Below are 21,673 nucleotides of genomic sequence, written 5' to 3' on the forward strand. Positions count from 1 at the left end.
CGCCACCGTTTTTTAATTGGAAGACAGTTCCATGAAAGCTGATGCCGCTCCTGTTGAAAGTGTTGAGCACAAATCTGAAGTGACCCGACTCGGCGACGCCACTTCCTGGCAAAGCATCCTGTTTGTCGTGCTTTGTGTAAGCGGGTTGCTGGCAGGTATTGCCTATATTTTTGGATTTACCTTTGCCGGGCACCGGCTACTTGAAGGTGAGTACTACTGGATCTTCATTGGTCTTTTCGGAGCGGCCGCATTCATTGCGCTGCCTGCAAAAGCCAACCAGTTCAAAGTACCCGTTTATGACCTGGCTGCTGGCGCTCTGGTGCTGGGGGTGGGGATCTATTTCGCGATCAACGCCTGGGATATGGCGCAGGCCGGGTGGAGCAATCTGTACTGGGGGATAGTGGTCTGGTTGCTGATGATGGAGCTGGCCCGGCGTAGTGGGGGCACGCCTTTTCTTCTGGTCGTCGTAGTCATCGGGTTGTATCCGCTGATTGCCGATTATCTCCCCGGCTTGTTGATGGGGATTCCCTACCAGTTTGATCACATGATCGAAGCCCACGTTTTCCGAACCGAAGGGATGATGGGGATCACCACCAAAATCGTTGCGGAGATCATCCTCGGCTTCCTGGTTTTCGCCGGTATCCTGCTGGCAACGGGCGCGGGCGACTTCTTCATCGACCTGGCCAACGCCAGCTTCGGTCGCTATCGCGGCGGTCCCGCCAAAGTGGCGGTGGTTGCCAGTGCCTTCATGGGCAGCCTGTCCGGTTCGGTTTTTTCCAATATTGCCGGAACGGGTTCGATCACCATTCCGACCATGAAAAAGGCGGGTTACCCGGCACATTATGCTGGTGCCATCGAGGCGTGCGCTTCGACCGGAGGCGTCGTGATGCCGCCCGTAATGGGGGCCATTGCTTTCGTTATGGCTATCACCATCGGCGTTGATTACGCAGTCATCATGATTGCTGCGATTCTTCCGTCGCTGCTCTTCTACTTCGGTCTGATCCTGCAGGTAGATGCCTACGCGGCCCGTACCGGTATGAAAGGCATGCCCAAGGAAGATCTGCCATCCGCGCGCAAGGTGTTGCTGCGTGGCTGGCCGTTCTTGCTGGTGATGGTGTTCCTTATCTGGGGCTTGCTGTATATGCGCTGGGAATATTACACGCCCTGGTACGCCTGCATCCTGATGATCGGTTTGTCCTTCCTGAGTAAAGACACACGCATGACGCCAAAGCGGTTGTACGGCGCGATACGGCAGATTGGCGTACTGATCACCCAGACCGCTGCGATCATCTTGCCGATTGCCTTCGTGGTCAGCGCCCTGACTATTACTGGTGTAACCGGGTCGCTGACTTCGGGTCTGGTCGGTCTGGGTGGGGACAATGTATTTCTGGTGATCTTCTTCGGGATCGTCGCGTGCTTCGTGATGGGGATGGCGGGTCTCGCGATCGTCGCCTATATCTTCCTGGCGGTCACCCTGGCGCCGGCGATCATTGAAGTAGGGGGGCTGAACACCATCGCAGTGCACTTCTTCATCGTCTATTACGCCATGTTGTCGGTGATCACCCCGCCGGTTGGTGCTGCGGCGTTTCTGGCTGGCACCATGGCCGGGGCCAAACCGATGAAGACCTCGTTCACCGCCATGCGTCTCGGGATCGTAATCTATTTCGTCCCGCTGTTCTTCCTGTTCCAGCCGGCTCTGGTATTGCAGGGAGACCTGACGCCACTGTTCTACGTGCTGCCGTCGATTATCGTGGGCATCATGCTGATATCCGGCGGCCTTGAGGGTTACCTGCTGGGAGCTGGGTTGGTCAAGCCCTGGCAACGGGCGCCCTTGGTAATCGCGGGTTTTGCGTTCAGCTTCCCGGGTTTGATGACGACTATTGTCGGCGGCCTGGCATCGGCGGTATTGATAGCGATGGTGTGGAACCAGAACCGGTTGAAGCCAAGCCTGGCGTGACGGCCGCGCACTGATTGGCTTGTAGTTGTGCCCGGCACCAGCAATGGTTCCGGGCTCTGTTTTAACCGAGCGCAGCCGGTATCAGCTGGGTTGAGGTGGCTGCTGGGATTGCGAGAGCGTCTCGACCATCGCCGTGATGCCCACGGCCACGGTGTTTACGATAACCTCGTCTTCGATATCCTGATGTAGCCAGTCACGCAGCGGACCGAAGCCGGCAAGGTAAATCACCAGGTTGGCAATGATTTCGGCTCGGGGATCGCCCTCTGCAAGGCCCGCCCGGTCCCGGAATTTGGTGGCCATTTCACGAATCACCAGCTGGTCGCGGGATCTCATGGCGTCGCGGTCATCTTTCTGCAAATGGGGCACCGAGCGGTACGCGAGCAAGGTTCCTTTGCGCTTCTTGGTCCAGGATTCACTCAGATACAGTCTGACGCTGTGTTCCAGCGGGCGCTCGGGGTCCTCTTCCAGCAGCTCGTGCAGATTGGGGGCGCCAGAACGAAACCACAGCTTGTTCAGAAGCCGCCTGAGGATGTCATTCTTGTTGGCGATATAGTCGTAGATACTCGCCTGGTTGACGCCCGAACGAGCGCATATATCCCGGACGGTGGTCGAGGCGAAGCCTTTCTTTATAAACAGCTCCAGTGCCGCTTCACAAATCTGGTCCCGACGCTGTTCTGCAAGAGAGGTGTCTTGAATTCCTTCAAGCCTGGCCTCGAACAATGGGTCCGGTGCTTGCTCCGTCGGCGCGGAACCTTTTCTCTTCTCGTGCATCGCTTAGTCCATTACAGGAAGACTTTATTCATACCCATCGCGCTCACGCTGGCAGGCATACGGACGTCCCAAACAGGCGAAAGTCTAGCATGCATGGTATGCAGCCAGCCCTAGGGTCTGTTGCCGTTTCATCACGAGCCGCGTTGCTGTGTCAAATGACGCAAGGCCGGGCGGCGATCCGCAAGGCGCGGGACGCAGGTAATGGTTGTTCCCTTGCCAAGTCCCGCAACGCCGCATGGCGTCATTTGACACGCAACCCGAAGGGACGGGGCCCGTTTAGCGCAGCACTGCGTTACTCGTCGTTCATTTGGAACAACCAAATTTCACTCCTCGCGCCTTGTTCTGCACTAAACGGGCCTCCGTCGCGGCCGCGATGAAACGGCAACAGACCCTAGCCGGGGGCTGCGGTGAGAACGGGTTTTGTAATCTTTAATCCCGTCGCTCAAGGAAAAGTGCCAGCGAGTATGGGAGAATGATTTTCCCTCGTAATCGAATATCAAAAATGCTTTGGCAATCGGGGTGTCGCTGTTTTCGCAGCGTGCTTGTGTGTGGTCCCTGGGGTCGGCGGCGTTGGGGTGATAGGGTGGGGCCGGGCAAGGCAGAGGTAAGGCTGTCCCGGTTTTTCAAGCGCAAATGAAGAGGTGTGCACGATGTCTCAATACGACCCCTTGATCGATTCCGTAGCGGCCCGCCTGGGTAACGGGTTGCGGCGCCTGGGGCTGCAGGTCACTACGGCCGAATCCTGTACCGGCGGTGGTATCGCCGAAGCCATTACCCGAGTCAGTGGCAGCTCCGCCTGGTTTGAAACCGGTTTCGTTACCTACGCCAATCGCAGCAAAGCCCACTGGCTAGGTGTGCCCGAAGACATACTGGAAACGCATGGCGCGGTGAGTGAACCGGTGGTGCGGGCCATGGCGCAAGGCGCATTGCAGGCGGCAGACGCGGATCTGGCGGTTGCGGTGAGCGGCGTTGCCGGGCCGGATGGCGGTACACCGGAAAAGCCCGTCGGAACGGTATGGTTCGCCTGGGCAATCCGGGGTAAAGGGGTGGTCAGTCATTGCAAACGCATGCAGGGTAACCGTCGCGAAGTGCGCGCGCATACAGTACTAAAGGCCCTTGAAGGGCTGGTTATCGAGGTCGAGCGTCTCGCTGCGAACCGGTCATCATCCTGAGCCAAAAGGGGGGTAGGCGAGCTTCAGCAACTGTGGAATAATACTGACCAAATATACAGTAGTTATTCAGTAGTCCGGGCGCTACCGCTCCCGCCACTCCAAGAGGATGCACAATGGACGACAACAAGAAGAAGGCGCTTTCGGCGGCTTTGAGTCAGATTGAACGTCAGTTTGGCAAGGGCGCGGTGATGCGCATGGGCGATCAGGAACGCCAGGCCATTCCGTCGATTTCCACCGGTTCGCTCGGGCTGGATATTGCCCTGGGTCTCGGCGGCTTGCCCAAGGGGCGGATCGTTGAAATCTATGGTCCTGAATCCTCCGGTAAAACCACACTGACCCTGTCGGTCATCGCTCAGGCACAGAAGCAAGGAGCCACCTGCGCCTTCGTCGATGCCGAGCACGCGCTGGATCCGCAGTATGCCGAGAAACTGGGCGTCAAGGTTGATGACCTGCTGGTATCCCAGCCCGACACCGGCGAGCAGGCTCTGGAAATCACCGACATGCTGGTACGCTCCAATGCGGTTGACGTGATCGTGGTCGACTCCGTTGCTGCATTGGTGCCCAAGGCAGAAATCGAAGGCGAAATGGGCGACCACCACGTTGGTGTCCAGGCGCGTCTGATGTCGCAGGCGTTGCGCAAGATCACCGGTAACATCAAGAACGCCAACTGTCTGGTCATTTTTATCAACCAGATCCGTATGAAGATCGGTGTGATGTTCGGTAACCCAGAGACCACTACCGGTGGTAACGCGCTTAAATTCTATTCCTCTGTGCGTCTGGATATTCGCCGCACTGGTGCGGTGAAGGAAGGCGACGAAGTGGTCGGCAGTGAGACCCGCGTCAAGGTCGTGAAGAACAAGGTCGCGCCTCCGTTCCGTCAGGCTGAATTCCAGATTCTTTACGGTCAGGGCATTTACCACAATGCCGAGATTATTGACCTCGGTGTGCAAATCGGCCTGGTTGAAAAGGCGGGCGCCTGGTACAGCTACAAGGGCAACAAGATTGGCCAGGGCAAGGCAAATGCTGCCAAGTACATGGCCGAGAACGTTGCGATTGCCGAAGAGATCGAAAAGGCGATTCGTGACAAGTTGCTACCCAAGCCTACCAAGCCCGGCGCGGTGGTTGAAAACAGCGCCGAAGCGGATGCCTGAAGCCATTCGTGCTGAATAATGTTTGGTCGCAAGGGGCCCGGGCTGGAAACGCCGGTAGCTATTCGCCGCACCGCGCTGGATTTGCTGGCGCGGCGAGAACATACCCGTCTTGAGCTGCAACGCAAGCTGCTTCAGCGCGAAGCGGTAAGTGATCTGTTGGAAGTTGAGCTGGACCGTCTCGAAGAAGACGGCCTGCTCAGCAACGAACGGTTTTGCGAAGCCTACGTGCATGCCCGGTGCCAGCGGGGTTACGGCCCGCAGCGTTTACGCCAGGAGCTGCGTGAACGCGGTGTCGCTGAATATCTGATCGATTCGATATTGCGCGACGAAGCCTACGATTGGAACGAGCTTGCCCGTAAAACCTTCTGCAAGCGCTTCCCCGAAGGCGTAGCACGTGAACCCAGGGAACGTGCTAGGCAACTTCGCTTTATGCAGTATCGTGGTTTTGCTGGTTATGAGGTTGATTAAGCACGTCGATCAGCGCGCGCAAGCGTCCGTGGTCGCGGCCATTGAACACAAAACCCAGTCTTACCAGCTGGTTCAACTCGGGTTCGTCTGATTCGCTTGGTGAATCATGTGTTTGATGAAACCCGGGCTCCTTGCAGATTCCTGCAAACTCCTCATTGATCTGCTTGATTGCCGCTTCAGTCAGCGGGCGATACAGCCTGATGACGTATTGGTCGTCGACCCAGCGTGCCGAGTGGTAATTACTGTAGAACCGCAGGATGTGTTCCATGGCTTCGTCAGGCGAGTGGGCGACGGTCATCAGGTTCAAGTCTGATTCAGCAATGTAGCCGGACTCGCATAGTTGATGCCGGAAAAATTCCACCAGACCACTCCAGAATCGGCCATCCGGAAGGTCCAGCAGGATAACCGGCACCACCGGGCTCTTGCCGGTCTGGATCAGCGTCAGGAGCTCCAGCGTTTCATCCAGCGTGCCGAAACCACCGGGGCACAGCACCAACGCATCAGCCTCCTTGACGAAGAACAGTTTGCGCAGGAAGAAGAACTTGAATGGCAGCTCGTGATCGGTGCCGCGCACTATGTCATTCGAGCGCTGTTCGAAGGGTAGGGTGATATTGAATCCAAGGCTGTTATCGAGTCCGGCACCTTCATGGGCGGCGGCCATGATGCCAGCCCCCGCGCCGGTGATGGTCATGAATTCGTTACGGGCCAGAGCAGCGCCCATCTTTTTGGCGAGCATATACAGGTCGTGACTGATAGGCGTGCGTGCCGAGCCGAACACGGTGACCTTGCGACGCCGTTTGAACAACTCCAGCCGGGCGAACGCCTGCTCCAGTTCGCGTATCGTCTGCAGCATGATCTTGGCATCCCAGCGGTCCCGGTCAGCCTGGGCCATGCGCACCACAGTCAGGACCATCTCCTTGTATAACGCTGCGTTTTCGCTACTGCCCTGGCAGGCGTTGATCAGATCATCGACCTTGTCCTGGATGCCGGTGTCGCCGGTGCGCAAGTGCCGGTTCAGATACCCCACCGTGTTCAAGTCATCGGACATCTGTCACTCCTGCTAGCTCATGGATACTGATCACAAGGTGATCTTCTGCCCCTGTTCAGGGAGTTTGGCTTGTATGCCCAGCTGCTCCTTGATTGCCGCTGCGAGCATCTGGCTCTTTTCTTCTTCACCATGGACCAGATACACCTCGGGTGCGCTGGTAAAATGCCTGAGCCAGCCGATCAGATCGCTTTGGCCAGCATGTGCCGAAAAGCCACCCAGAGTATGCAGTTGAGCGTTGACCGCAAGGCTCTGATGCACCACGCGAATCTGTTTTTCGCCATCGACCAGTCGCCGCCCCACGGTGCCCTTGGCCTGAAAGCCCGGGAAGATCACATGGCAGTTCTTGCGCCACAGGTTGTGCTTGAAGTGATGGACAATACGTCCACCGTTGCACATGCCTGCTCCGGCAATGATGATCGCGCCGCTAGTGACCTTGTTGATCGCCATGGATTCATCCGGCGCCTGGGTGCACTTGAGTATCGGTAGCCAGTCGCGCAGGGTGCCCTTGCCGCTGGCCTTGATCAGTGCCTGGTCTTCTTCGCTGAACTGGTGATGGTAGCGGTCGTAGATTCTGGTGGCAGCGATAGCCATCGGACTATCGAGGAACACTGTATGTTGTTTGAGCAGTCCTGCCTGGTAGAACTTGCCCAGATAATAGAGCAGGTCCTGCGTGCGGCCTACGGCGAAGGAGGGGATCAGCACGTTGCCGCCGTCCTTCCAGGCCCGCTCCAGAATTTCCTGCAGCTCTACCAGAGTCTCCTGCTTGTTCCGGTGGTCGCGGTCGCCGTACGTGGATTCCATAAGCACCAGATCAGCTTGCTCAAGGAAGGCCGGGTCACGCAGCAGTGGGGCGTCCAGTCCACCGAGGTCGCCGGAGAACACTAGTCGACGGGTGCGTTCGCCTTCCTCATGCACGCTGATTTCCACGATGGCGGAGCCCAGTATGTGTCCTGCTTCGTGGAAGCATACCTCGATACCCCGGGCGATCATGGTGGGCTGCTGATACTCGGTTGGCTTGCACAGTTTCAGCGCCGCGTCTGTGTCGGCTTGGACATACAAGGGTTTGAGCAAGGGCTTGCCGGCTCGCTGCCGCCAGCGATTTTCCCATTCCGTGTCGCGCTCCTGCAGTCCCGCTGCGTCCTTGAGCATCAGCCCTAGCAGATCGGTACTGGCAGGCGTCAGATAGATCGAGCCACTGAATCCTTCGGCCACCAGCTTGGGCAGCAACCCCGAGTGATCAAGATGGGCATGGGATATCACCACCGCACTCAGCGCAGCGGGGTCGAAAGGAAAGCGGTTGCGATTATGTAACTCGTCGCGCTTGCCACCCTGCGTCATGCCGCATTCGATCAGAACCTGATCGCCATTGGCTTCCAGCAGATAGCAGGAACCGGTTACCTGACGAACTGCACCGTGAAACGTGAGTGATGCCATGGATATCTTCCTTAGGTTGGGAAAAATTGATTATCAATCCTTCCGCCTACCTATGACATGACCTGCGTCATGCCCGCTTCAACTCAGAGCGCCTGGCAATGTTCGGCAATAAACCGTTGGGTCAAGACCGGTTGTGTGGAGCCGGTCAGGACAAAGTGATAGGTGAGCGTGGCGCCCAGGTCCATTAACCGGCGGAAGCGCTGATTTTCGCAGACGCTGGCCTGTAGCTGGGTGCGAACGACCAGCGGGTCGCCTTGAAGTTTTTTCGCGTAAGCAGGCCGTACCGACAGGATATTGACCAGCTGCGTGCCATCAACGGTGAAGCCCTCATCGGTGATCTCTTCGTTAATCGCCCGCGGGGTGCCTTCGCTACTGATCACCGCGACTTCCTCGAGCATTTTCTGCAATTGCATGTCGCGAAGCGACGCCCCGTGCGCTGGCACGACTACGGACAAGGCTAGGACAAGACTTAACCAACGCATGAGATCTCCATTTGCAATAAGAAACGTTCTAACTCTCGGACCGCGCGGTAGTACAGTGGTTCGTCATACTATCCGTTTCGGTTGGCCGGTCCCACGTTGTCTGGCTTGATGCGCTCGGCTGTTCAGCCAAACGAGGAGCTCACCAGGGAGCGTACGGTATCAGCCAGAGCTTGCAGCTTGGGCAGATAGTCTTCAGTCAGTACTTCCATCGACAATCGCGCCGCGTTGGTGCTGATATTTACGGCTCCCAGCAAGTCTCCATTGCCGGCGAATACCGGCACGGCGACTGACCTCAGCGCTAGATCCAGCTCCTGATCAAGCACTGCATAGCCCTGGTCACGGGCCTGCAGTATTCGCTGCCGCAATTCGGCCCGAGTGGTTACAGATGACGGCGTATGCGCTTCCAGTTGCACACGCGCAAGGCAGGCCTCCAGCTCCGGTTTGGGCAATTGTGCCAGCAGCACCCGGCCCATGGAGGTGTAAGCCGCTGGCAAGCGAGTGCCCACGGACAGAGTAATAGCCATCAGCCGGTGTGGTGCGGCCGAGCGCAATACATACACCACCTCATCCTTATCAAGCACTGCCAGCGACGAGGATTCGCCCAGCTCGGCCGTAATGTTCTGCAGGTAATGCTGGATCACGGCGCGATGCTGGCTGGACATCTGATAGCCATAGCCCAGCTGCAGGACGCGTGGCGTCAGCTCGAATAGCCTCCCTTCCTGTCGTATATATCCGAGGGCATGCAGCGTTAGCAAAAAGCGACGGGCTTTGGCTCGATCCATCGCCGTGCGGGCTGCTACTTCGCTCAAGGTCATCCGCGGGCAATCAGAGCCGAAAGCCTGCAAAACCTGTAAGCCCGATGCCAAGGCGCCGACAAAATCCCTGTCTCCTGGTTGAAGCACATGTCCCATGACTATTCCTCGAAACGACGCCCAAAGTGAGCGAAACCATACCAGACCGACCGCAATCAGCCGCGGACCGTACGTCTTTCTAAGACTAAAGATGCGTTGACGCTTTTAATGCTTAACCGTCATTATGTTCGTGTATTAAACAAATGTTCGCATAACGAACTCCAGGCGGCAAGTGGAGCTGTTATCGCGGTGGGTCGTTTGGTTGGCATTTCCGGCATTGTTCTATCGTGGCCTGTTGCACTGCAGCCGCATTTAGGTGGCAACCATAGGCGATGCGTGAAATAGATCGAGGCGGGGCGGGCCAATGCTAGGCCGATCTGTCGGGGTCCACTCTCAACTCTAAAACACAGCGGGGCCTTCCTATATGGAAGCAATAACGAACTTTTCTGTGAAAATTGTTCAGCGCTATCTGCCAAGCGCCTTCGTACTGGCGGTGCTGCTGACCCTGGTTGTGGTGTTGTTGGGCATAGGGATTACGGATCAGACGCCGATGCAGATGGCCGGATATTGGGGTGACGGCTATTCCACGCTGTTCACCTTTGGCATGCAGATGGTGCTGGTTCTGCTGACGGGTTATGTGCTGGCGCTCAGTCCGGTCGTTCAAGCTATGCTGACGAGCCTGACCAAGCATGCATCGACGCCAAAACAGGCGCTGGCACTGGTGATTGTGGTCAGTTTCGTCTGCTACTACCTGAACTGGGGCTTTGGCATGGTGGTGGGTGCCATCCTGGCTCGTGAAATGGGACGCCGCGTGGCGATCCATTTTCCGTTGCTGGTGGCGGCTGCCTATGGTGGTGAGCTGGTCCGTGGGCCATCTTCGTCTATCCCGCTGGTTATCGCCACGCCTGGCCATTTCATGGAAGAGGCGATTGGCATCATATCGGTATCCCAAACGCTTTATGCAAGCTGGAACATCATCCTGACCGTATTGCTGCTGGCCCTACTGGTCGGATTTTTCATGCTGCAGAAGCAACCGAAGGAAATCATTCAGCTGCAGGATGATGGCTCGGATGATCTGGATCACGGTCCCGTAGACAAGGCCGGCATGAGCCCATCGGATCGCCTGGAAAATAGCCGCTGGCCAATCTTTCTACTGGGGCTGTTTGCTGCTGCGTACCTCGTCGGTTACGTAACGGATGGTGGCTTCTCCTTCAATATCAATATTGTGATCCTGATCTTCCTCGCGCTGGGCTTGTTGCTGCACAAGAGCCCTGCTGCTTATCTGAAAGCGGCAGGCAAGGCCGTCACTGCAGGGCAGGGGATTATTGTGCAGTTTCCGCTGTACGCCGGCATTGCCGGGATGATGACCGGTTCCGGTCTGGTGGCAGAATTTTCCCAGACGATGATTGCCATCTCCACACCAGTGACCTTCCCGTTACTGACCTTTCTCGCTGCCGGCATCGTGAATTTCTTCATTCCGTCCGGGGGAGGGCAATGGGCCATTCAGGGGCCGATCATGATGGAAGCCGCGTATGCCCTCGGAGCTGACCCGGCCCAGACCATCATGGCCTTTACCTGGGGTGATGGCTGGACCAATCAGATTCAGCCCTTCTGGGCGTTGCCGTTGCTTGGAGTCGCAGGCCTTTCTGCCCGGGACATCATGGGTTATCTGCTGATCTGGCTGTGTATTTCCGGCGTGGCGATCAGCGGAACCTTCGTGTTGGTCTCGATGCTGACATGAGCTGATTACGTCGCTCCGCCAGAACCTGCAGCGGTTACATCGCTGCGGGTTTTATCGTTGGATCAGGGTTCAGCTCGCGTGACGGCATCCGAACCAATTCAATGATGCCCCGCCGGTTCCTGCTGTACCGGCGCGATGGTCCGGCGTCGTTCCAGATAAATGGGCACGAGCTGCGCCAACAGCATGCCGCTTAGCATCAAGGCACAACCAATGAAGCCGCGTAGACTCAAGGTCTCACCCAGGATGAGCCACGCCGCCAGCGCAGCGAATACGGCTTCGAGACTGAGAATGATGGCTGCGTGGGAGGTAATGGCATCCTTCTGCGCGACCACCTGAAGGGTAAAACCGATTCCCACCGCCAACAGCCCGCCATAAAGAATCGCCGGGACGGCCAGTACAACGTTTTGCCAATCCAGCTCTTCGAAGATCAACGCCAGCGTCAGGCTAATGAACGCGCATACGACAAACTGCAAGAAGGCAACGCGGATCGGGTCGTAGCGGCTTGCCAGCGCACCAACCAGAAGTACATGGATGGCCCAGCAGGCAGCACCGATCAGCTGTAACCAGTCCCCCGAGGCCACGCTGTAATCATCGTTGATGCTGAGCAAGAGCATGCCCACCAGCGCTAACAGCGCGCCGACCCAGGTGCCGAGCCCGGTGCGCATACCGATAAACAGGCCGAATACCGGCACGAGAATCACGTAGAGCCCGGTAATAAAACCGGAGTTGGTTACGCTGGTGAACATCAGCCCGATCTGCTGAAGGTTGATGCCCAGGGTTAATACCGTGCCGAGCACGAGACTGCCGAGGATCATCGGTCGGCTGAACTGGCGGTGAGGCTGGTCGGTTTGCGGTCGGGCCAGCAGCACCAGTGGCAGCACCACGAGGGCACCGAGCAGGAAGCGCAGGCCGGTGTAAAGAAAGGGCCCTATGTGTTCCATGCCCAGACTCTGGGCGACAAAAGTACTGCCCCAGATCAGGGCAGTAACAAGCATCAGGGCGTCGGCCCGATAGGTTCTAAGATTCATGGACGACAACCGTCTGGAAAAAGCGGAGAGTATGAACCTTGAGGCGCGCGCAAAACAGATACAGTAGCGCTACGATCGAGCGATGGTGTGCCGAAGCGAATTGACGCCGCTGGCGCCAGCTGGCACGCTCTCGCTGCTATTTGAAGGACTAATCATCGATAACAATAACAGTTCAATTGGAAATCCAGGTATGGACCCCACTTACGACATTCTGATCGCCGACGACCATCCGCTGTTCCGTAGCGCACTTCGTCAGGCGCTGAGCAGCGGCCTCGAAGCAGAAGTGCAGCTGACCGAAGCCGGAAGCATCGTCGAATTACAGTCTCTGCTCGAAACGCGTAAAGACTGGGACCTGGTGCTGCTGGATCTGAACATGCCCGGTGCCTACGGCTTTTCCGGCCTGGTATTACTGCGCGGGCAGTATCCGCATATTCCCGTGGTGGTGATTTCCGCCCAGGAAGAGGCGCCGGTATACAAGCGCGCCAAGGACTTCGGCGCCAGTGGTTTTATTCCCAAGTCGTCGACACTCGAAGGCATTCAGCAGGCGGTGCAGGAAGTACTTGATGGTGGCGTATGTTGGCCCCCGGCGGTTGACGAGGCGGGCCCCTTGTCCGATGAAGAAAAGAACATCAGCGCCCAGTTGGCCAGTCTGACGCCCCAGCAATTCAAGGTGTTGACCATGGTCTGTGATGGTTTGCTCAACAAGCAGATCGCCTATGAGTTGAACGTCTCCGAGGCCACCGTCAAAGCCCATGTGACAGCGATCTTTCGCAAGCTTGATGTCCGCACGCGCACCCAGGCGGCCCTTGCGTTGCAACATATGGAGTTAACGCGCGCCGCGCAGTAGTCAGGATCGAATAGATGGAAGAAAACCCTTACAAGGGCGTGACCGGGTTAAGGCGCGTGTGGCGTGCTACGGGTTATTCACTGGACGGTCTGGCGGTGGCCTACCGTGGCGAAGCCGCGTTCCGTCAACTGGTATGGCTGGCCGCGGTGCTTATACCGGTGGCGCTGGTGCTGCCGTTGGATGCGAACTCCCGCGCGCTGCTGATCGGCAGCGTCATGTTGTCGCTGATTGTCGAGCTGCTCAACTCGGCGATCGAGGCGGCCATCGACCGAATCTCGCTGGAACGCCACCCGCTTTCCAAGGCCTCCAAGGATATGGGCAGCGCCGCGCAGTTGATCAGCCTGAGCTTGATCGCTGTGGTCTGGGGACTGGTACTGCTGGGCTGAACCCGCTCCCGCAGCAACCACCATTTATGTGTGAACACGACCTGCTGGGCAAAGCCCGGGGTCGCTGCCAAACTATGACTTTGCCAAACAGGCCTGATTACTGCTCATGATGCTCACCGGCGGGCTGGTCGCCTCTATTTTCGTGTTGTATATCGCGCTGTTGTTCGCGATAGCGTTCTGGGGTGATCGACAGCCGGGCGAATTCAACCCGCGCGTACGTATGTGGGTGTTCGGGCTGTCCCTGGCGGTCTGGTGCACCAGCTGGACCTTCTTCGGTGCGGTTGGGATGGCGGCGGGCCAATTGTGGGCCTTTCTGCCGATCTACCTTGGACCGGTGCTTCTGTTCCTGTTTGGCTGGCGTATCTACGCCCGCATGATCGCCATCAGCAAACAGGAGAACATCACTTCGATCGCTGACTTCATTGCCTCGCGCTATGGTAAATCGCAGGGGCTGGCGGTGATGGTCACGCTGCTATGTCTGGTCAGTGTGTTGCCCTATATCGCCTTGCAGCTGAAGGGCATTGTGCTTGGTTATACGCTGCTGAGCGCTCCGTCTCCGGCGCAAGCACTGGCGGCTGGAGAGGGCGGGGTGGCCGAAGACACTGCACTGGCCGTGACACTGGTGCTGGCGCTATTCGCCATTCTGTTTGGCACGCGCAGCCTGGATGTGACCGAGCACCACCGCGGCATGATGCTGGCGATTGCCTTCGAGTCGCTGGTCAAGTTGCTGGCATTTCTCGCGGTGGGCGCCTTTGTCACCTTCGGTCTGTTCAATGGCGTCGGGGACCTCTTCGAACGCGCGGCGAACAGCCCAGAACTGAACGAATACTGGCAGCGCGAAACGCTGCACACCAGTATTCTGTTCCAGACCTTTATCGCGATTCTGGCGTTTATCTGCTTGCCGCGCCAGTTCCAGGTGGCCGTGGTAGAGAACATCCAGCCAGGGGACTTGCGTCTGGCGCGCTGGGTATTTCCCGCCTATCTGATACTGGCAGCGCTGTTCGTTATACCGATTGCCCTCGCCGGGCAGATGACGCTCGGTCCGAACGTGTCCGCCGATTCGTATGTGATCAGTATTCCCTTGACCGAAGGCCGGCCTGTGCTGGCAATGCTGGCGTTTCTCGGCGGGGCTTCCGCCGCAACCGGCATGGTGGTGGTGGCGGCCATCGCGTTGAGCACCATGGTCTCCAACGATGTAGTGATGCCCTTGTTGCTGCGTAGCCGGCATCGTTCTGCGCAATCCTATGAGGAGTTCCGGGGATCGCTGCTCAACGTGCGGCGTACCAGCATTCTGGTAATTCTTCTGCTGGCATATGTCGTGTACCGGCTGATTGGTTCGGCGGGCAGCCTGGCCAATATCGGTCAGATTGCCTTTGCTGCCATCGCCCAGCTTGCTCCCGCCATGTTCGGTGCGCTGTTCTGGAAGCAGGCAAACCGTACTGGTGTATTCGCCGGACTTACCATCGGCGTCAGCCTGTGGCTGTATCTGCTGATTTTCCCGGCGATGGGCGGCAGCCTGGGGTTGAATCTGGAAGGCTGGCCGCTGCTGGCGCAACTGCATGGCGACTCGTTCGGGTTGCCCATCGACAACATCACACTGGGCAGTCTGATCGCTCTGGCCTGCAATTTCGCTGCCTTCGTAATCGTCTCCCAGGCAAGTCGTACCCGCGTACTGGAGCACTGGCAAGCCAGTCGCTTCGTCAGCGAAGACGGCCAGATGTGGGCCAACGGACCCAGCCGCTCATTGCTGCGCGTAACGGTGAATGATTTGCTTGAGCTCGCTTCGCGGTTTGTTGGCGAAGAGCGTGCCTATTCCAGTTTCGAGCGCTTCGCTGCTGCGCAAGACACGGCCCTGGTGTCTTCCGTCGCGGCTGACAGTAGCTGGATCACCCACACCGAACGCTTGCTGGCGGGCGTGCTCGGTGCCTCATCGGCGCGGGTTGTGGTGAAAGCTGCAATCGAAGGCCGCGACATGCAGTTTGACGATGTGGTGCGCATCGTCGACGAAGCCACCGAGGTGCTGCAGTTCAACCGGGGTCTGCTGCAGGGCGCCATCGAGAATATTACCCAGGGCATCAGCGTGGTGGACAAGGAGCTGCGGCTGGTGGCGTGGAACCGGCGCTATCTGGAAATGTTCGAGTATCCGGAAGGGCTGATCGTGATTGGCCGGCCGATCGCGGATCTTATTCTGTGCAATGCCAGGCGCGGGCTCTGTGGCCCGGGCGACCCGCAGTCGCACGTCGACAAACGCATCAGCTGGATGCGCCGCGGCACTGCCCACCGTTCAGAGCGCCTGTTTCCCAGCGGCCGCGTCATCGAAATCATCGGCAACCCAATGCCCGGCGGCGGGTTCGTCATGAGTTTTACCGATATCACCGCGTTCAAGAAAGCCGAGCAGGGACTCAAGGAGGCTAACGAAAGCCTCGAACATCGCGTTGCCGAGCGTACCCGGGAATTGTCCGAGCTGAACGAAGCGCTGATTCAGGCCAAGGCGCAGACCGAGCGTACCAGCCAGTCCAAAGGGCGCTTCCTGACCGCGGTCAGCCATGACCTGATGCAACCAATGAACGCCGCCAGGCTGTTCTCTGCGTCCCTGGCCCATCAGCCCAATCTGCCCGCAGAAGCGCAGGAGTTGGTGCGTCATCTGGATACATCGCTGCGCTCGGCCGAGGACCTGATCTCCGACCTGCTCGACATGTCGCGGTTGGAAGCCGGCCGAATCAACCCGGAATGGAGCGATTTCCCGCTCAGCGAGCTGTTCGAAACCCTGCGCATCGAGTTTGGCGCGCTGGCGACGGAGCAGGGCGTGGATCTGCGCGTATGTACGAGTCGCTTGCCTGTGCGCAGTGATCCACGGTTACTGCGCAGGATCCTGCAGAATTTCCTGACCAATGCGTTTCGCTATGCGGGCGACTCGCGGGTGCTGCTCGGTGTGCGGCGGGTCGGTGAGCGCGTTCGGATCGAAGTATGGGATCAGGGGCCCGGGATTCCGCGCGACAAACTGGAGATTATCTTCGAGGAATTTCAGCGGCTGGACAGCCATCGCAACCAGGCCGAGAAGGGGCTCGGATTAGGGCTGGCCATCACTGATGGTCTCTGCCGGGTGCTCGGGCATCAACTGGCTGTACGATCCTGGCCAGGCCGCGGCAGCGTATTTAGCGTCACCCTGCCGATTGCGCGTTCCAATGGGCAGCGTGATCTGCCCGGTCAGACACAGGCAGCGCCTGCGGTCAGCGGGGCGCAGGTGCTGTGTATCGATAACGAGTTGAATATCCTCGCTGGCATGCGCAGTCTGCTGGGTCGATGGCAGTGCAACGTGGCCACCGCCCGGGACCGCAACGAGGTAAGCCGCATCCTCGAAGAGGGCTTCAGGCCGCAACTGGTGCTTGTCGATTTTCATCTCGATGAAGGCGACACCGGCCTTGAGGTCATGCAGTGGCTGCGTGAGCAGCTAGGCGCCGATTTACCGGGGGTGGTCATCAGCGCGGACGGTCGCAATGAGCTGGTTACGCGCATACGTCTGGCTGGCCTGGATTTTCTGCCCAAACCAGTCAAGCCGGCGGCCATGCGTGCGCTGATCAGTCGCTACGTGACCTTGCAGTAGGATAGTGGATGATATTGCGTCGCGCAGGCGCACGACACACCCAGGTGCCGCCCGAGCGACGCTCCCTGGGGTTGTTGAGCTCCTGCTCAACGACAGCGTTCTCCAGGCACCTGTCCGAACTGTATTAACCCAGCTGTAACTTGAAGCGATGCGTAACCCGCCTTAGTCTTCCCGATTACCACGCAGAGTCACTATCCATGTCGTCGCGTTTCAAACAGGCGCTGCTGGGCGCGCGGGACACCATTCCCATGCTCGTCGGCGCAGCGCCCTTCGGAATCATTTTCGGCACCCTGGCGGTCTCGTCGGGATTGTCGGTGGCCGCCACCCTGGCGATGTCCGTTTTCGTGTTCGCCGGTTCGGCTCAATTTATTGCGGCAAGTCTGATTGCATCAGGCACGGGGCTGGCGGTGATCCTGGTGACCACCTTCGTCGTCAACCTGCGGCACATGCTCTATAGCGCAAGCCTGCTGCCCTACGTCAAGCATCTGCCGCAGCGCTGGCGCATTCCGCTGGCCTTCTGGCTGACCGACGAAACCTATGCCATCGTGCAGAACCATTATCTGCGCCTGCAGGTGCCGCTGGAGCACAAGCACTGGTACTTCCTCGGGTCCTGCCTGGCCATGTACGGCAACTGGGTGGCCTGTACCCTGATCGGTGTGCTGCTGGGGAGTTCATTGCCTGGCATGGCGGGGTGGGGGCTGGACTTCGCCATGGTGGCCACCTTTATCGGCATCGTCGTGCCGTCGCTGCGCAGTCGCCCGATGGTTGTCGCAGCGCTGGTCGCGGCGGCCGTGGCGCTACTGGCGCATACATTACCCTACAAGCTGGGGCTGATACTGGCAGCGCTGGCGGGCGTAGTGGCGGGGCTGGTTGCCGAGCAGCTCAAAGGCGCGGACCGAACCGGGGAGGTCGCTGATGAGCAACGCTGAGATCATTCTCATCGCCGGGATGACGGCAATCACCTTTGCCATTCGCTACACGCTGTTTGCTGTGGGCCACCGGGTGCGTTTCAGTCCTCTGCTCAGCAGAGCATTGAGCTACGTCCCGGTGGCGGTGCTGACGGCCATTGTCGCGCCGGCGATGTTCATGCCGGACGGCGAGCATTGGCAGCTTTCGTTCGACAACGCCTATCTGTTCGGAGGCCTGGCGGCGATCGGGATTGCCGCCAAATGGCGCAATCTGCTGGCGACCATTGCCGGGGGCATGTTGGTGTTTGTGCTGTGGCGCTGGCTGTTCAGTTGAACAGCGTCACCCGGCCGCTGCGCACCGCAACGACGATCAGACCGAACGCGGCTACCGACACCACAACGGTGAAGCCAAGGATAGAATTGCCCAGCCCGATCAAATCACTGACGAAGCCCAGCGAAAGCACCACGGTGGCCATGGTCAGATAGGCCAACAGATAGAAGGCGGAAGTGATACCGCCGCGCTCGGCCGGCGGTGCGACTTCACTCACTGAAGCAATTGCCACCACGCCAGTCGCCCCGGCGCCAAAGGCGGTGGCGATAGTGGCGAAGGCGAAGATCCAGGGTGAGCTGAACAACACCGCCGCCGCCATTGCCAGCAAGCCGACCATCAGGGTAGACGGGCCTAACAGCAACATGCGGCTGACGGGCTGGCGCTGGCAGGCGAACTGGCTCATGCCGGCGAGCAACTGCCAGGCCGCAGCGAACAGTCCCGCTGTGGAGCGATCACCGATACCCACCAGATTCGTTGCCAGCGACGGCCCGAGCGAGCCGTAAAGGCTGCCGGTGGACCACGCCAGACTGATCGCCGCGCCGGCAAAGGCAAATACGCCAAGCATCTCCCGGGGCATCTTGATCCTTGTGGGGCGCCAGGTCCGCCAGCTGAAATCGGAACGGCGCTGTCCCAGATGAGCCGGCCATGGGGCGATGAGCAGCAGCGTGATGGTGGTCATACTGAGTGCAATAATGACCACGAAGGGCCAGAGCCCGGCATCGATATTCCAGCGCAGCGCCAGGGAGCTGACCGTTGGTCCGGCGAAAGCGCCCAGCGTGAAGAACAGGGCCGACAGTGTGGCACCGCGGGCCCAGTTGCCATCCGGCTCCATTTCCACCACGGCGGCGGACGCAGCGCCGGTGATGATGCCCGTGCCGATGCCGGTCAGTACCCGGGCAAAACCGAGGTCGAAAATATCCTCGGCAAGCATGAACATGCCCGCGCTGATGATCGTCAGCAGCATCCCCGGAACAAGCACCTGGCGGCGCCCGAGCTTGTCCGATAGCGAGCCCAGCGTCAGCAATGTACTGGCTACGCCAAATACATAGACAGAAAAGATCGCCGTCAGCGCCATCGAGGAAAAGCCCCATTGCACCTGCCACACGGCATACAGGGGCGTCGGCAGATTACTGGCGAAGATGGTGGTGAAAATCGCCATCAGCGCTGCCGCCATGGCCAGTCTGTTTCTGCTCTGCGGGATTGCCTGGACGTTATCGCCTGTCATCATCGGAGTGCCTGTGTGCTGCGCAAAAGCGGCGATTATCGCAGAGTGCGGCGCTCAGCGTCTCAGTCATCGGTGGCTGCCGGATCCTTTGCGGTCGGCGGTTTATGCATATCCGCAGCCAGAGCAGTGATCGATAGCGAGTAGTCCTGATCAAAGGCCCGGCGCTTGAGATCTTCCAGTCGTGACCAGTCCGTATCGGAGTCAGGCCAGTACTCGACATGCCGGATCGGCTCGAATGTGCCGGATTCAGGGTTGCGCGTAGCCAGCGCAAACCGGAACGGGTGGTAGCCGGGCATACCCAGGCGCAGGTCAGTGGCCACCCAGTCGTCGCCGATCAGGTCATAGCGCAGCAGACCTTGAGTAAACCAGCGCAGCCGTTCGTGTTGCGGCGAATCCTCCAGCGCCGGCATGGCAGCGCTGGCATTGCGTGGCAATTGCTCAAGGATAGGGGGGCGGCTATCCAGCCAGCTGACCAGGCCTTCGTAATAGTTGTCGCCATCCACCGCAACCACACGCCAGAGCAGGGTATTGAAAGGCGTTGGTGAGATAAAGGTATGCTGCGGCACGATCGCATCACGCTCCAGCGCCTGGTTCAGACTCCGCTCGGCCATCTGCTTGCCGGCCAAGGTGCTGGCCAGATACAGCGTGCCCAGCCCGAGGACGACATACTGCAGACGGATGCCGCTGCGCCGTAGTCCGAACAGCAGGCAACCGATAACCGCCACCAACAGCGGCACGGTGTACAGAGGATCGATAATGAAGATGCTGGAAATCGCCACCGGCGGCGTGGGCAGCGGCCAGAACAATTGCGTGCCGTAAGTGGTGAAGGCGTCCAGCAATACGTGGGTGAAAAGCACCAGAGCGATACAGGCGAAGAGTCTGCGCGCTGAATACTCCGCGTGTGGCCAGACCTTGCGCACCAGCCAGGTAAGCAGAACAGCGACCAGGCCGATGACAAACAGCGAATGGCTGAAACCGCGGTGGTAGGTCACATCAGCCACCGCGTCCCCGAAATCAATCACTACATCCATATCTGGCAAGGTGCCCAGCATCGCGCCGAATACCAACGCCTTGCGACCTTGCCAGCGGCCCAGTACAGCGCCCTGGATGGAGGCACCCAACATCGCCTGTGTTATCGAATCCATGCTGCTTCAACCGTTATGACGAAGCGCACAGGATACTCAACCCGCGGGCGATTTGCGCTGTGGCGTGGTTAAATCATGGGTTACAGCGTGTGTTGGCGGTCCAGCTCAATGGAGCGGTCGAGTAGCTCAAGCAGTTCCCGGCGCGCCTTCAGTTTAGTGTTGCGATGCGCGGTCATGTTCAGCGAGCCAAGCTGGCGCGCGATCTCCATGGCGCGCTCTTCCAAGGCATCGGCGGAAACGACTTCATCGAGGAATCCTGCATTCATCGCGGCGGTCGGCTCGAACATCTCCGCATTGATAACCGAACGGTTGAACGCTGCGGACGTCAGCCGTCCCCGGGCCAGCTCGGTCCCGGCGTTGTGCATCGACATACCGATGGCGACTTCATTCAGACCAATCTTGAACGGCCCCTCGACGCCGAGGCGGTAATCCGCGGATAGCAACAGGAACGCACCCTTGGCAATCGCATGGCCAGTACAGACGGCAACGACAGGGAAGGGATGGGACAGCAACCTGCGCGACAACGTCGAACCCAGTTCAACCAGCGCCTTCGCCTGGTCCGGCCCGGAGGTCATTACTTTCAAGTCGTAACCACCGGAAAAGATCCCCGGCTTGCCGCTGATGACCACGACCGCGCGGTCAGCTTCGGCCTGATCCAGCGCCGCATTGAACGCCGCAAACACCTCCGGCGACAAGGCGTTGGCCTTGCCATTATCCAGATTGAGTCGGGCGATACCCTCAGCAAATTCATAACTAACCAGCGCGCTCATTGATTTATCCTCGTTCATAGGTGTGGCATCCACAGGCCACAGTTGCCGAGCAGTGTACCAAGATAAATTTGACCGGCGAGTCTCGCAGACGGCAGCCAAATTTATAGCGCTTTCAAGCAAATAGCGTTTGCCAAAGCCGGCATGTTTCGGTAAATTAGCGCGCCTTGGAGACAGGGGTTACCCTGCCTGCAAGATCCGGAGAGGTGTCCGAGTGGCTGAAGGAGCACGCCTGGAAAGTGTGTATACGTTAATAGCGTATCGAGGGTTCGAATCCCTCTCTCTCCGCCAGACAAAGAAAAAGGCCCCAGCGCAAGCTGGGGCCTTTTTCTTTGTTCAGGGGAAAGCTGGGTGAGA

At 58.8% G+C, this 21,673-nt stretch carries 19 protein-coding genes and 1 tRNA gene; 11 read left to right on the forward strand and 9 right to left on the reverse strand.

The features are described from left to right. Positions 1–31 precede the first annotated feature (31 nt). Entirely contained in the window at positions 32–1,957 is a 1,926-nt protein-coding gene (locus tag G3M63_RS09535; RefSeq protein WP_163982853.1) for a TRAP transporter fused permease subunit, read from the forward strand. A gap of 81 nt (positions 1,958–2,038) precedes the next feature. Here G3M63_RS09535 and G3M63_RS09540 read toward each other — a convergent pair whose 3' ends face one another. Beyond that, positions 2,039–2,728: a TetR/AcrR family transcriptional regulator gene (locus tag G3M63_RS09540; RefSeq protein ID WP_163982856.1), complete on the reverse strand. Its 690-nt coding sequence runs from the start codon at positions 2,726–2,728 to the stop codon at positions 2,039–2,041. 650 nt (positions 2,729–3,378) lie between these two features. Between G3M63_RS09540 and G3M63_RS09545 the strand changes: the two genes are divergently transcribed. The 3 genes from G3M63_RS09545 (at position 3,379) to G3M63_RS09555 (ending at position 5,519) form a co-directional block, all read left to right on the forward strand. Then, on the forward strand, positions 3,379–3,900 hold the full coding sequence (locus G3M63_RS09545) for a CinA family protein (protein WP_150300821.1): 522 nt from the start codon (positions 3,379–3,381) through the stop codon (positions 3,898–3,900). A gap of 113 nt (positions 3,901–4,013) precedes the next feature. Beyond that, positions 4,014–5,051, forward strand: a complete 1,038-nt coding sequence (recA, locus tag G3M63_RS09550) for a recombinase RecA (RefSeq protein ID WP_150300822.1) — start codon at positions 4,014–4,016, stop codon at positions 5,049–5,051. An 18-nt stretch (positions 5,052–5,069) separates the two neighbouring features. After that, positions 5,070–5,519, forward strand: a complete 450-nt coding sequence (locus G3M63_RS09555; protein ID WP_163982858.1) for a regulatory protein RecX — start codon at positions 5,070–5,072, stop codon at positions 5,517–5,519. Here the strand turns inward: G3M63_RS09555 and G3M63_RS09560 are convergent. From G3M63_RS09560 to G3M63_RS09575, 4 genes are all read right to left on the reverse strand, one after another. After that, positions 5,479–6,567 (reverse strand): TIGR00730 family Rossman fold protein, encoded by a 1,089-nt coding sequence (locus G3M63_RS09560; RefSeq protein ID WP_163982860.1) that lies wholly within the window; start codon positions 6,565–6,567, stop codon positions 5,479–5,481. The genes G3M63_RS09555 and G3M63_RS09560 overlap by 41 nt on opposite strands. Before the next feature lie 30 nt (positions 6,568–6,597). After that, positions 6,598–8,001 (reverse strand): MBL fold metallo-hydrolase RNA specificity domain-containing protein, encoded by a 1,404-nt coding sequence (locus G3M63_RS09565; protein WP_150300825.1) that lies wholly within the window; start codon positions 7,999–8,001, stop codon positions 6,598–6,600. 83 nt (positions 8,002–8,084) lie between these two features. Then, positions 8,085–8,483 (reverse strand): PA3611 family quorum-sensing-regulated virulence factor, encoded by a 399-nt coding sequence (locus G3M63_RS09570; RefSeq protein ID WP_150300826.1) that lies wholly within the window; start codon positions 8,481–8,483, stop codon positions 8,085–8,087. Between the two features lie 122 nt (positions 8,484–8,605). Continuing rightward, positions 8,606–9,394 (reverse strand): IclR family transcriptional regulator C-terminal domain-containing protein, encoded by a 789-nt coding sequence (locus tag G3M63_RS09575; RefSeq protein WP_150300827.1) that lies wholly within the window; start codon positions 9,392–9,394, stop codon positions 8,606–8,608. 364 nt (positions 9,395–9,758) lie between these two features. Here G3M63_RS09575 and G3M63_RS09580 point away from each other — a divergent pair, with 364 nt between their 5' ends. Next, positions 9,759–11,075: a short-chain fatty acid transporter gene (locus G3M63_RS09580; protein WP_163982862.1), complete on the forward strand. Its 1,317-nt coding sequence runs from the start codon at positions 9,759–9,761 to the stop codon at positions 11,073–11,075. A gap of 98 nt (positions 11,076–11,173) precedes the next feature. On the opposite strand, the gene G3M63_RS09585 is transcribed toward G3M63_RS09580, so the two are convergent. Beyond that, positions 11,174–12,103 (reverse strand): DMT family transporter, encoded by a 930-nt coding sequence (locus tag G3M63_RS09585; RefSeq protein ID WP_150300829.1) that lies wholly within the window; start codon positions 12,101–12,103, stop codon positions 11,174–11,176. Positions 12,104–12,293: 190 nt separating this feature from the next. Between G3M63_RS09585 and G3M63_RS09590 the strand changes: the two genes are divergently transcribed. From G3M63_RS09590 to G3M63_RS09610, 5 genes are all read left to right on the forward strand, one after another. Continuing rightward, complete coding sequence (locus G3M63_RS09590) at positions 12,294–12,950, forward strand: response regulator transcription factor (RefSeq protein ID WP_163982863.1); 657 nt, start codon at positions 12,294–12,296, stop codon at positions 12,948–12,950. A gap of 14 nt (positions 12,951–12,964) precedes the next feature. Beyond that, entirely contained in the window at positions 12,965–13,336 is a 372-nt protein-coding gene (locus tag G3M63_RS09595) for a diacylglycerol kinase (protein WP_163982865.1), read from the forward strand. 106 nt (positions 13,337–13,442) lie between these two features. Beyond that, positions 13,443–16,940: a NahK/ErcS family hybrid sensor histidine kinase/response regulator gene (locus tag G3M63_RS09600; protein WP_163982867.1), complete on the forward strand. Its 3,498-nt coding sequence runs from the start codon at positions 13,443–13,445 to the stop codon at positions 16,938–16,940. Positions 16,941–17,137: 197 nt separating this feature from the next. Further along, positions 17,138–17,869, forward strand: coding sequence for an AzlC family ABC transporter permease (locus G3M63_RS09605; RefSeq protein WP_163982869.1), 732 nt, complete (start codon positions 17,138–17,140; stop codon positions 17,867–17,869). Further along, the gene (locus G3M63_RS09610; protein ID WP_150300834.1) at positions 17,856–18,182 is read left to right on the forward strand and encodes an AzlD domain-containing protein; all 327 of its coding nucleotides are present in this window, start codon (positions 17,856–17,858) and stop codon (positions 18,180–18,182) included. The genes G3M63_RS09605 and G3M63_RS09610 overlap by 14 nt, the downstream gene beginning before the upstream one ends. Here the strand turns inward: G3M63_RS09610 and G3M63_RS09615 are convergent. From G3M63_RS09615 to G3M63_RS09625, 3 genes are all read right to left on the reverse strand, one after another. Beyond that, the gene (locus G3M63_RS09615) at positions 18,175–19,407 is read right to left on the reverse strand and encodes an MFS transporter (RefSeq protein WP_163982871.1); all 1,233 of its coding nucleotides are present in this window, start codon (positions 19,405–19,407) and stop codon (positions 18,175–18,177) included. The two genes, G3M63_RS09610 and G3M63_RS09615, sit on opposite strands and share 8 nt — an antisense overlap. Before the next feature lie 59 nt (positions 19,408–19,466). Beyond that, positions 19,467–20,549 carry a metal-dependent hydrolase gene (locus G3M63_RS09620; protein ID WP_163982873.1) on the reverse strand — a complete coding sequence of 361 codons (1,083 nt, stop codon included), beginning with the start codon at positions 20,547–20,549 and terminating at the stop codon, positions 19,467–19,469. An 80-nt stretch (positions 20,550–20,629) separates the two neighbouring features. Then, on the reverse strand, positions 20,630–21,319 hold the full coding sequence (locus tag G3M63_RS09625) for a crotonase/enoyl-CoA hydratase family protein (RefSeq protein WP_150300837.1): 690 nt from the start codon (positions 21,317–21,319) through the stop codon (positions 20,630–20,632). 197 nt (positions 21,320–21,516) lie between these two features. On the opposite strand from G3M63_RS09625, the gene G3M63_RS09630 reads away from it, so the two are divergent. Further along, a tRNA-Ser gene (locus G3M63_RS09630) sits at positions 21,517–21,607 on the forward strand. Positions 21,608–21,673: the final 66 nt, after the last annotated feature.

This window comes from Pseudomonas sp. OIL-1 (genome assembly GCF_010669185.1).
Taxonomy (GTDB): Bacteria; Pseudomonadota; Gammaproteobacteria; order Pseudomonadales; family Pseudomonadaceae; genus Halopseudomonas; species Halopseudomonas profundi.

Coding starts and splice junctions, on each gene's coding strand:
- G3M63_RS09565 (WP_150300825.1), bottom strand. CDS start 8,001: ATGGCATCACTCACGTTTCACGGTGCAGTTCGTCAGGTAACCGGTTCC.
- G3M63_RS09575 (WP_150300827.1), bottom strand. CDS start 9,394: ATGGGACATGTGCTTCAACCAGGAGACAGGGATTTTGTCGGCGCCTTG.
- G3M63_RS09610 (WP_150300834.1), top strand. CDS start 17,856: ATGAGCAACGCTGAGATCATTCTCATCGCCGGGATGACGGCAATCACC.
- G3M63_RS09560 (WP_163982860.1), bottom strand. CDS start 6,567: ATGTCCGATGACTTGAACACGGTGGGGTATCTGAACCGGCACTTGCGC.
- G3M63_RS09620 (WP_163982873.1), bottom strand. CDS start 20,549: ATGGATTCGATAACACAGGCGATGTTGGGTGCCTCCATCCAGGGCGCT.
- G3M63_RS09605 (WP_163982869.1), top strand. CDS start 17,138: ATGTCGTCGCGTTTCAAACAGGCGCTGCTGGGCGCGCGGGACACCATT.
- G3M63_RS09585 (WP_150300829.1), bottom strand. CDS start 12,103: ATGAATCTTAGAACCTATCGGGCCGACGCCCTGATGCTTGTTACTGCC.
- G3M63_RS09535 (WP_163982853.1), top strand. CDS start 32: ATGAAAGCTGATGCCGCTCCTGTTGAAAGTGTTGAGCACAAATCTGAA.
- G3M63_RS09615 (WP_163982871.1), bottom strand. CDS start 19,407: ATGATGACAGGCGATAACGTCCAGGCAATCCCGCAGAGCAGAAACAGA.
- G3M63_RS09595 (WP_163982865.1), top strand. CDS start 12,965: ATGGAAGAAAACCCTTACAAGGGCGTGACCGGGTTAAGGCGCGTGTGG.
- G3M63_RS09540 (WP_163982856.1), bottom strand. CDS start 2,728: ATGCACGAGAAGAGAAAAGGTTCCGCGCCGACGGAGCAAGCACCGGAC.
- recA (WP_150300822.1), top strand. CDS start 4,014: ATGGACGACAACAAGAAGAAGGCGCTTTCGGCGGCTTTGAGTCAGATT.
- G3M63_RS09580 (WP_163982862.1), top strand. CDS start 9,759: ATGGAAGCAATAACGAACTTTTCTGTGAAAATTGTTCAGCGCTATCTG.
- G3M63_RS09555 (WP_163982858.1), top strand. CDS start 5,070: ATGTTTGGTCGCAAGGGGCCCGGGCTGGAAACGCCGGTAGCTATTCGC.
- G3M63_RS09625 (WP_150300837.1), bottom strand. CDS start 21,319: ATGAGCGCGCTGGTTAGTTATGAATTTGCTGAGGGTATCGCCCGACTC.
- G3M63_RS09600 (WP_163982867.1), top strand. CDS start 13,443: ATGATGCTCACCGGCGGGCTGGTCGCCTCTATTTTCGTGTTGTATATC.
- G3M63_RS09570 (WP_150300826.1), bottom strand. CDS start 8,483: ATGCGTTGGTTAAGTCTTGTCCTAGCCTTGTCCGTAGTCGTGCCAGCG.
- G3M63_RS09590 (WP_163982863.1), top strand. CDS start 12,294: ATGGACCCCACTTACGACATTCTGATCGCCGACGACCATCCGCTGTTC.
- G3M63_RS09545 (WP_150300821.1), top strand. CDS start 3,379: ATGTCTCAATACGACCCCTTGATCGATTCCGTAGCGGCCCGCCTGGGT.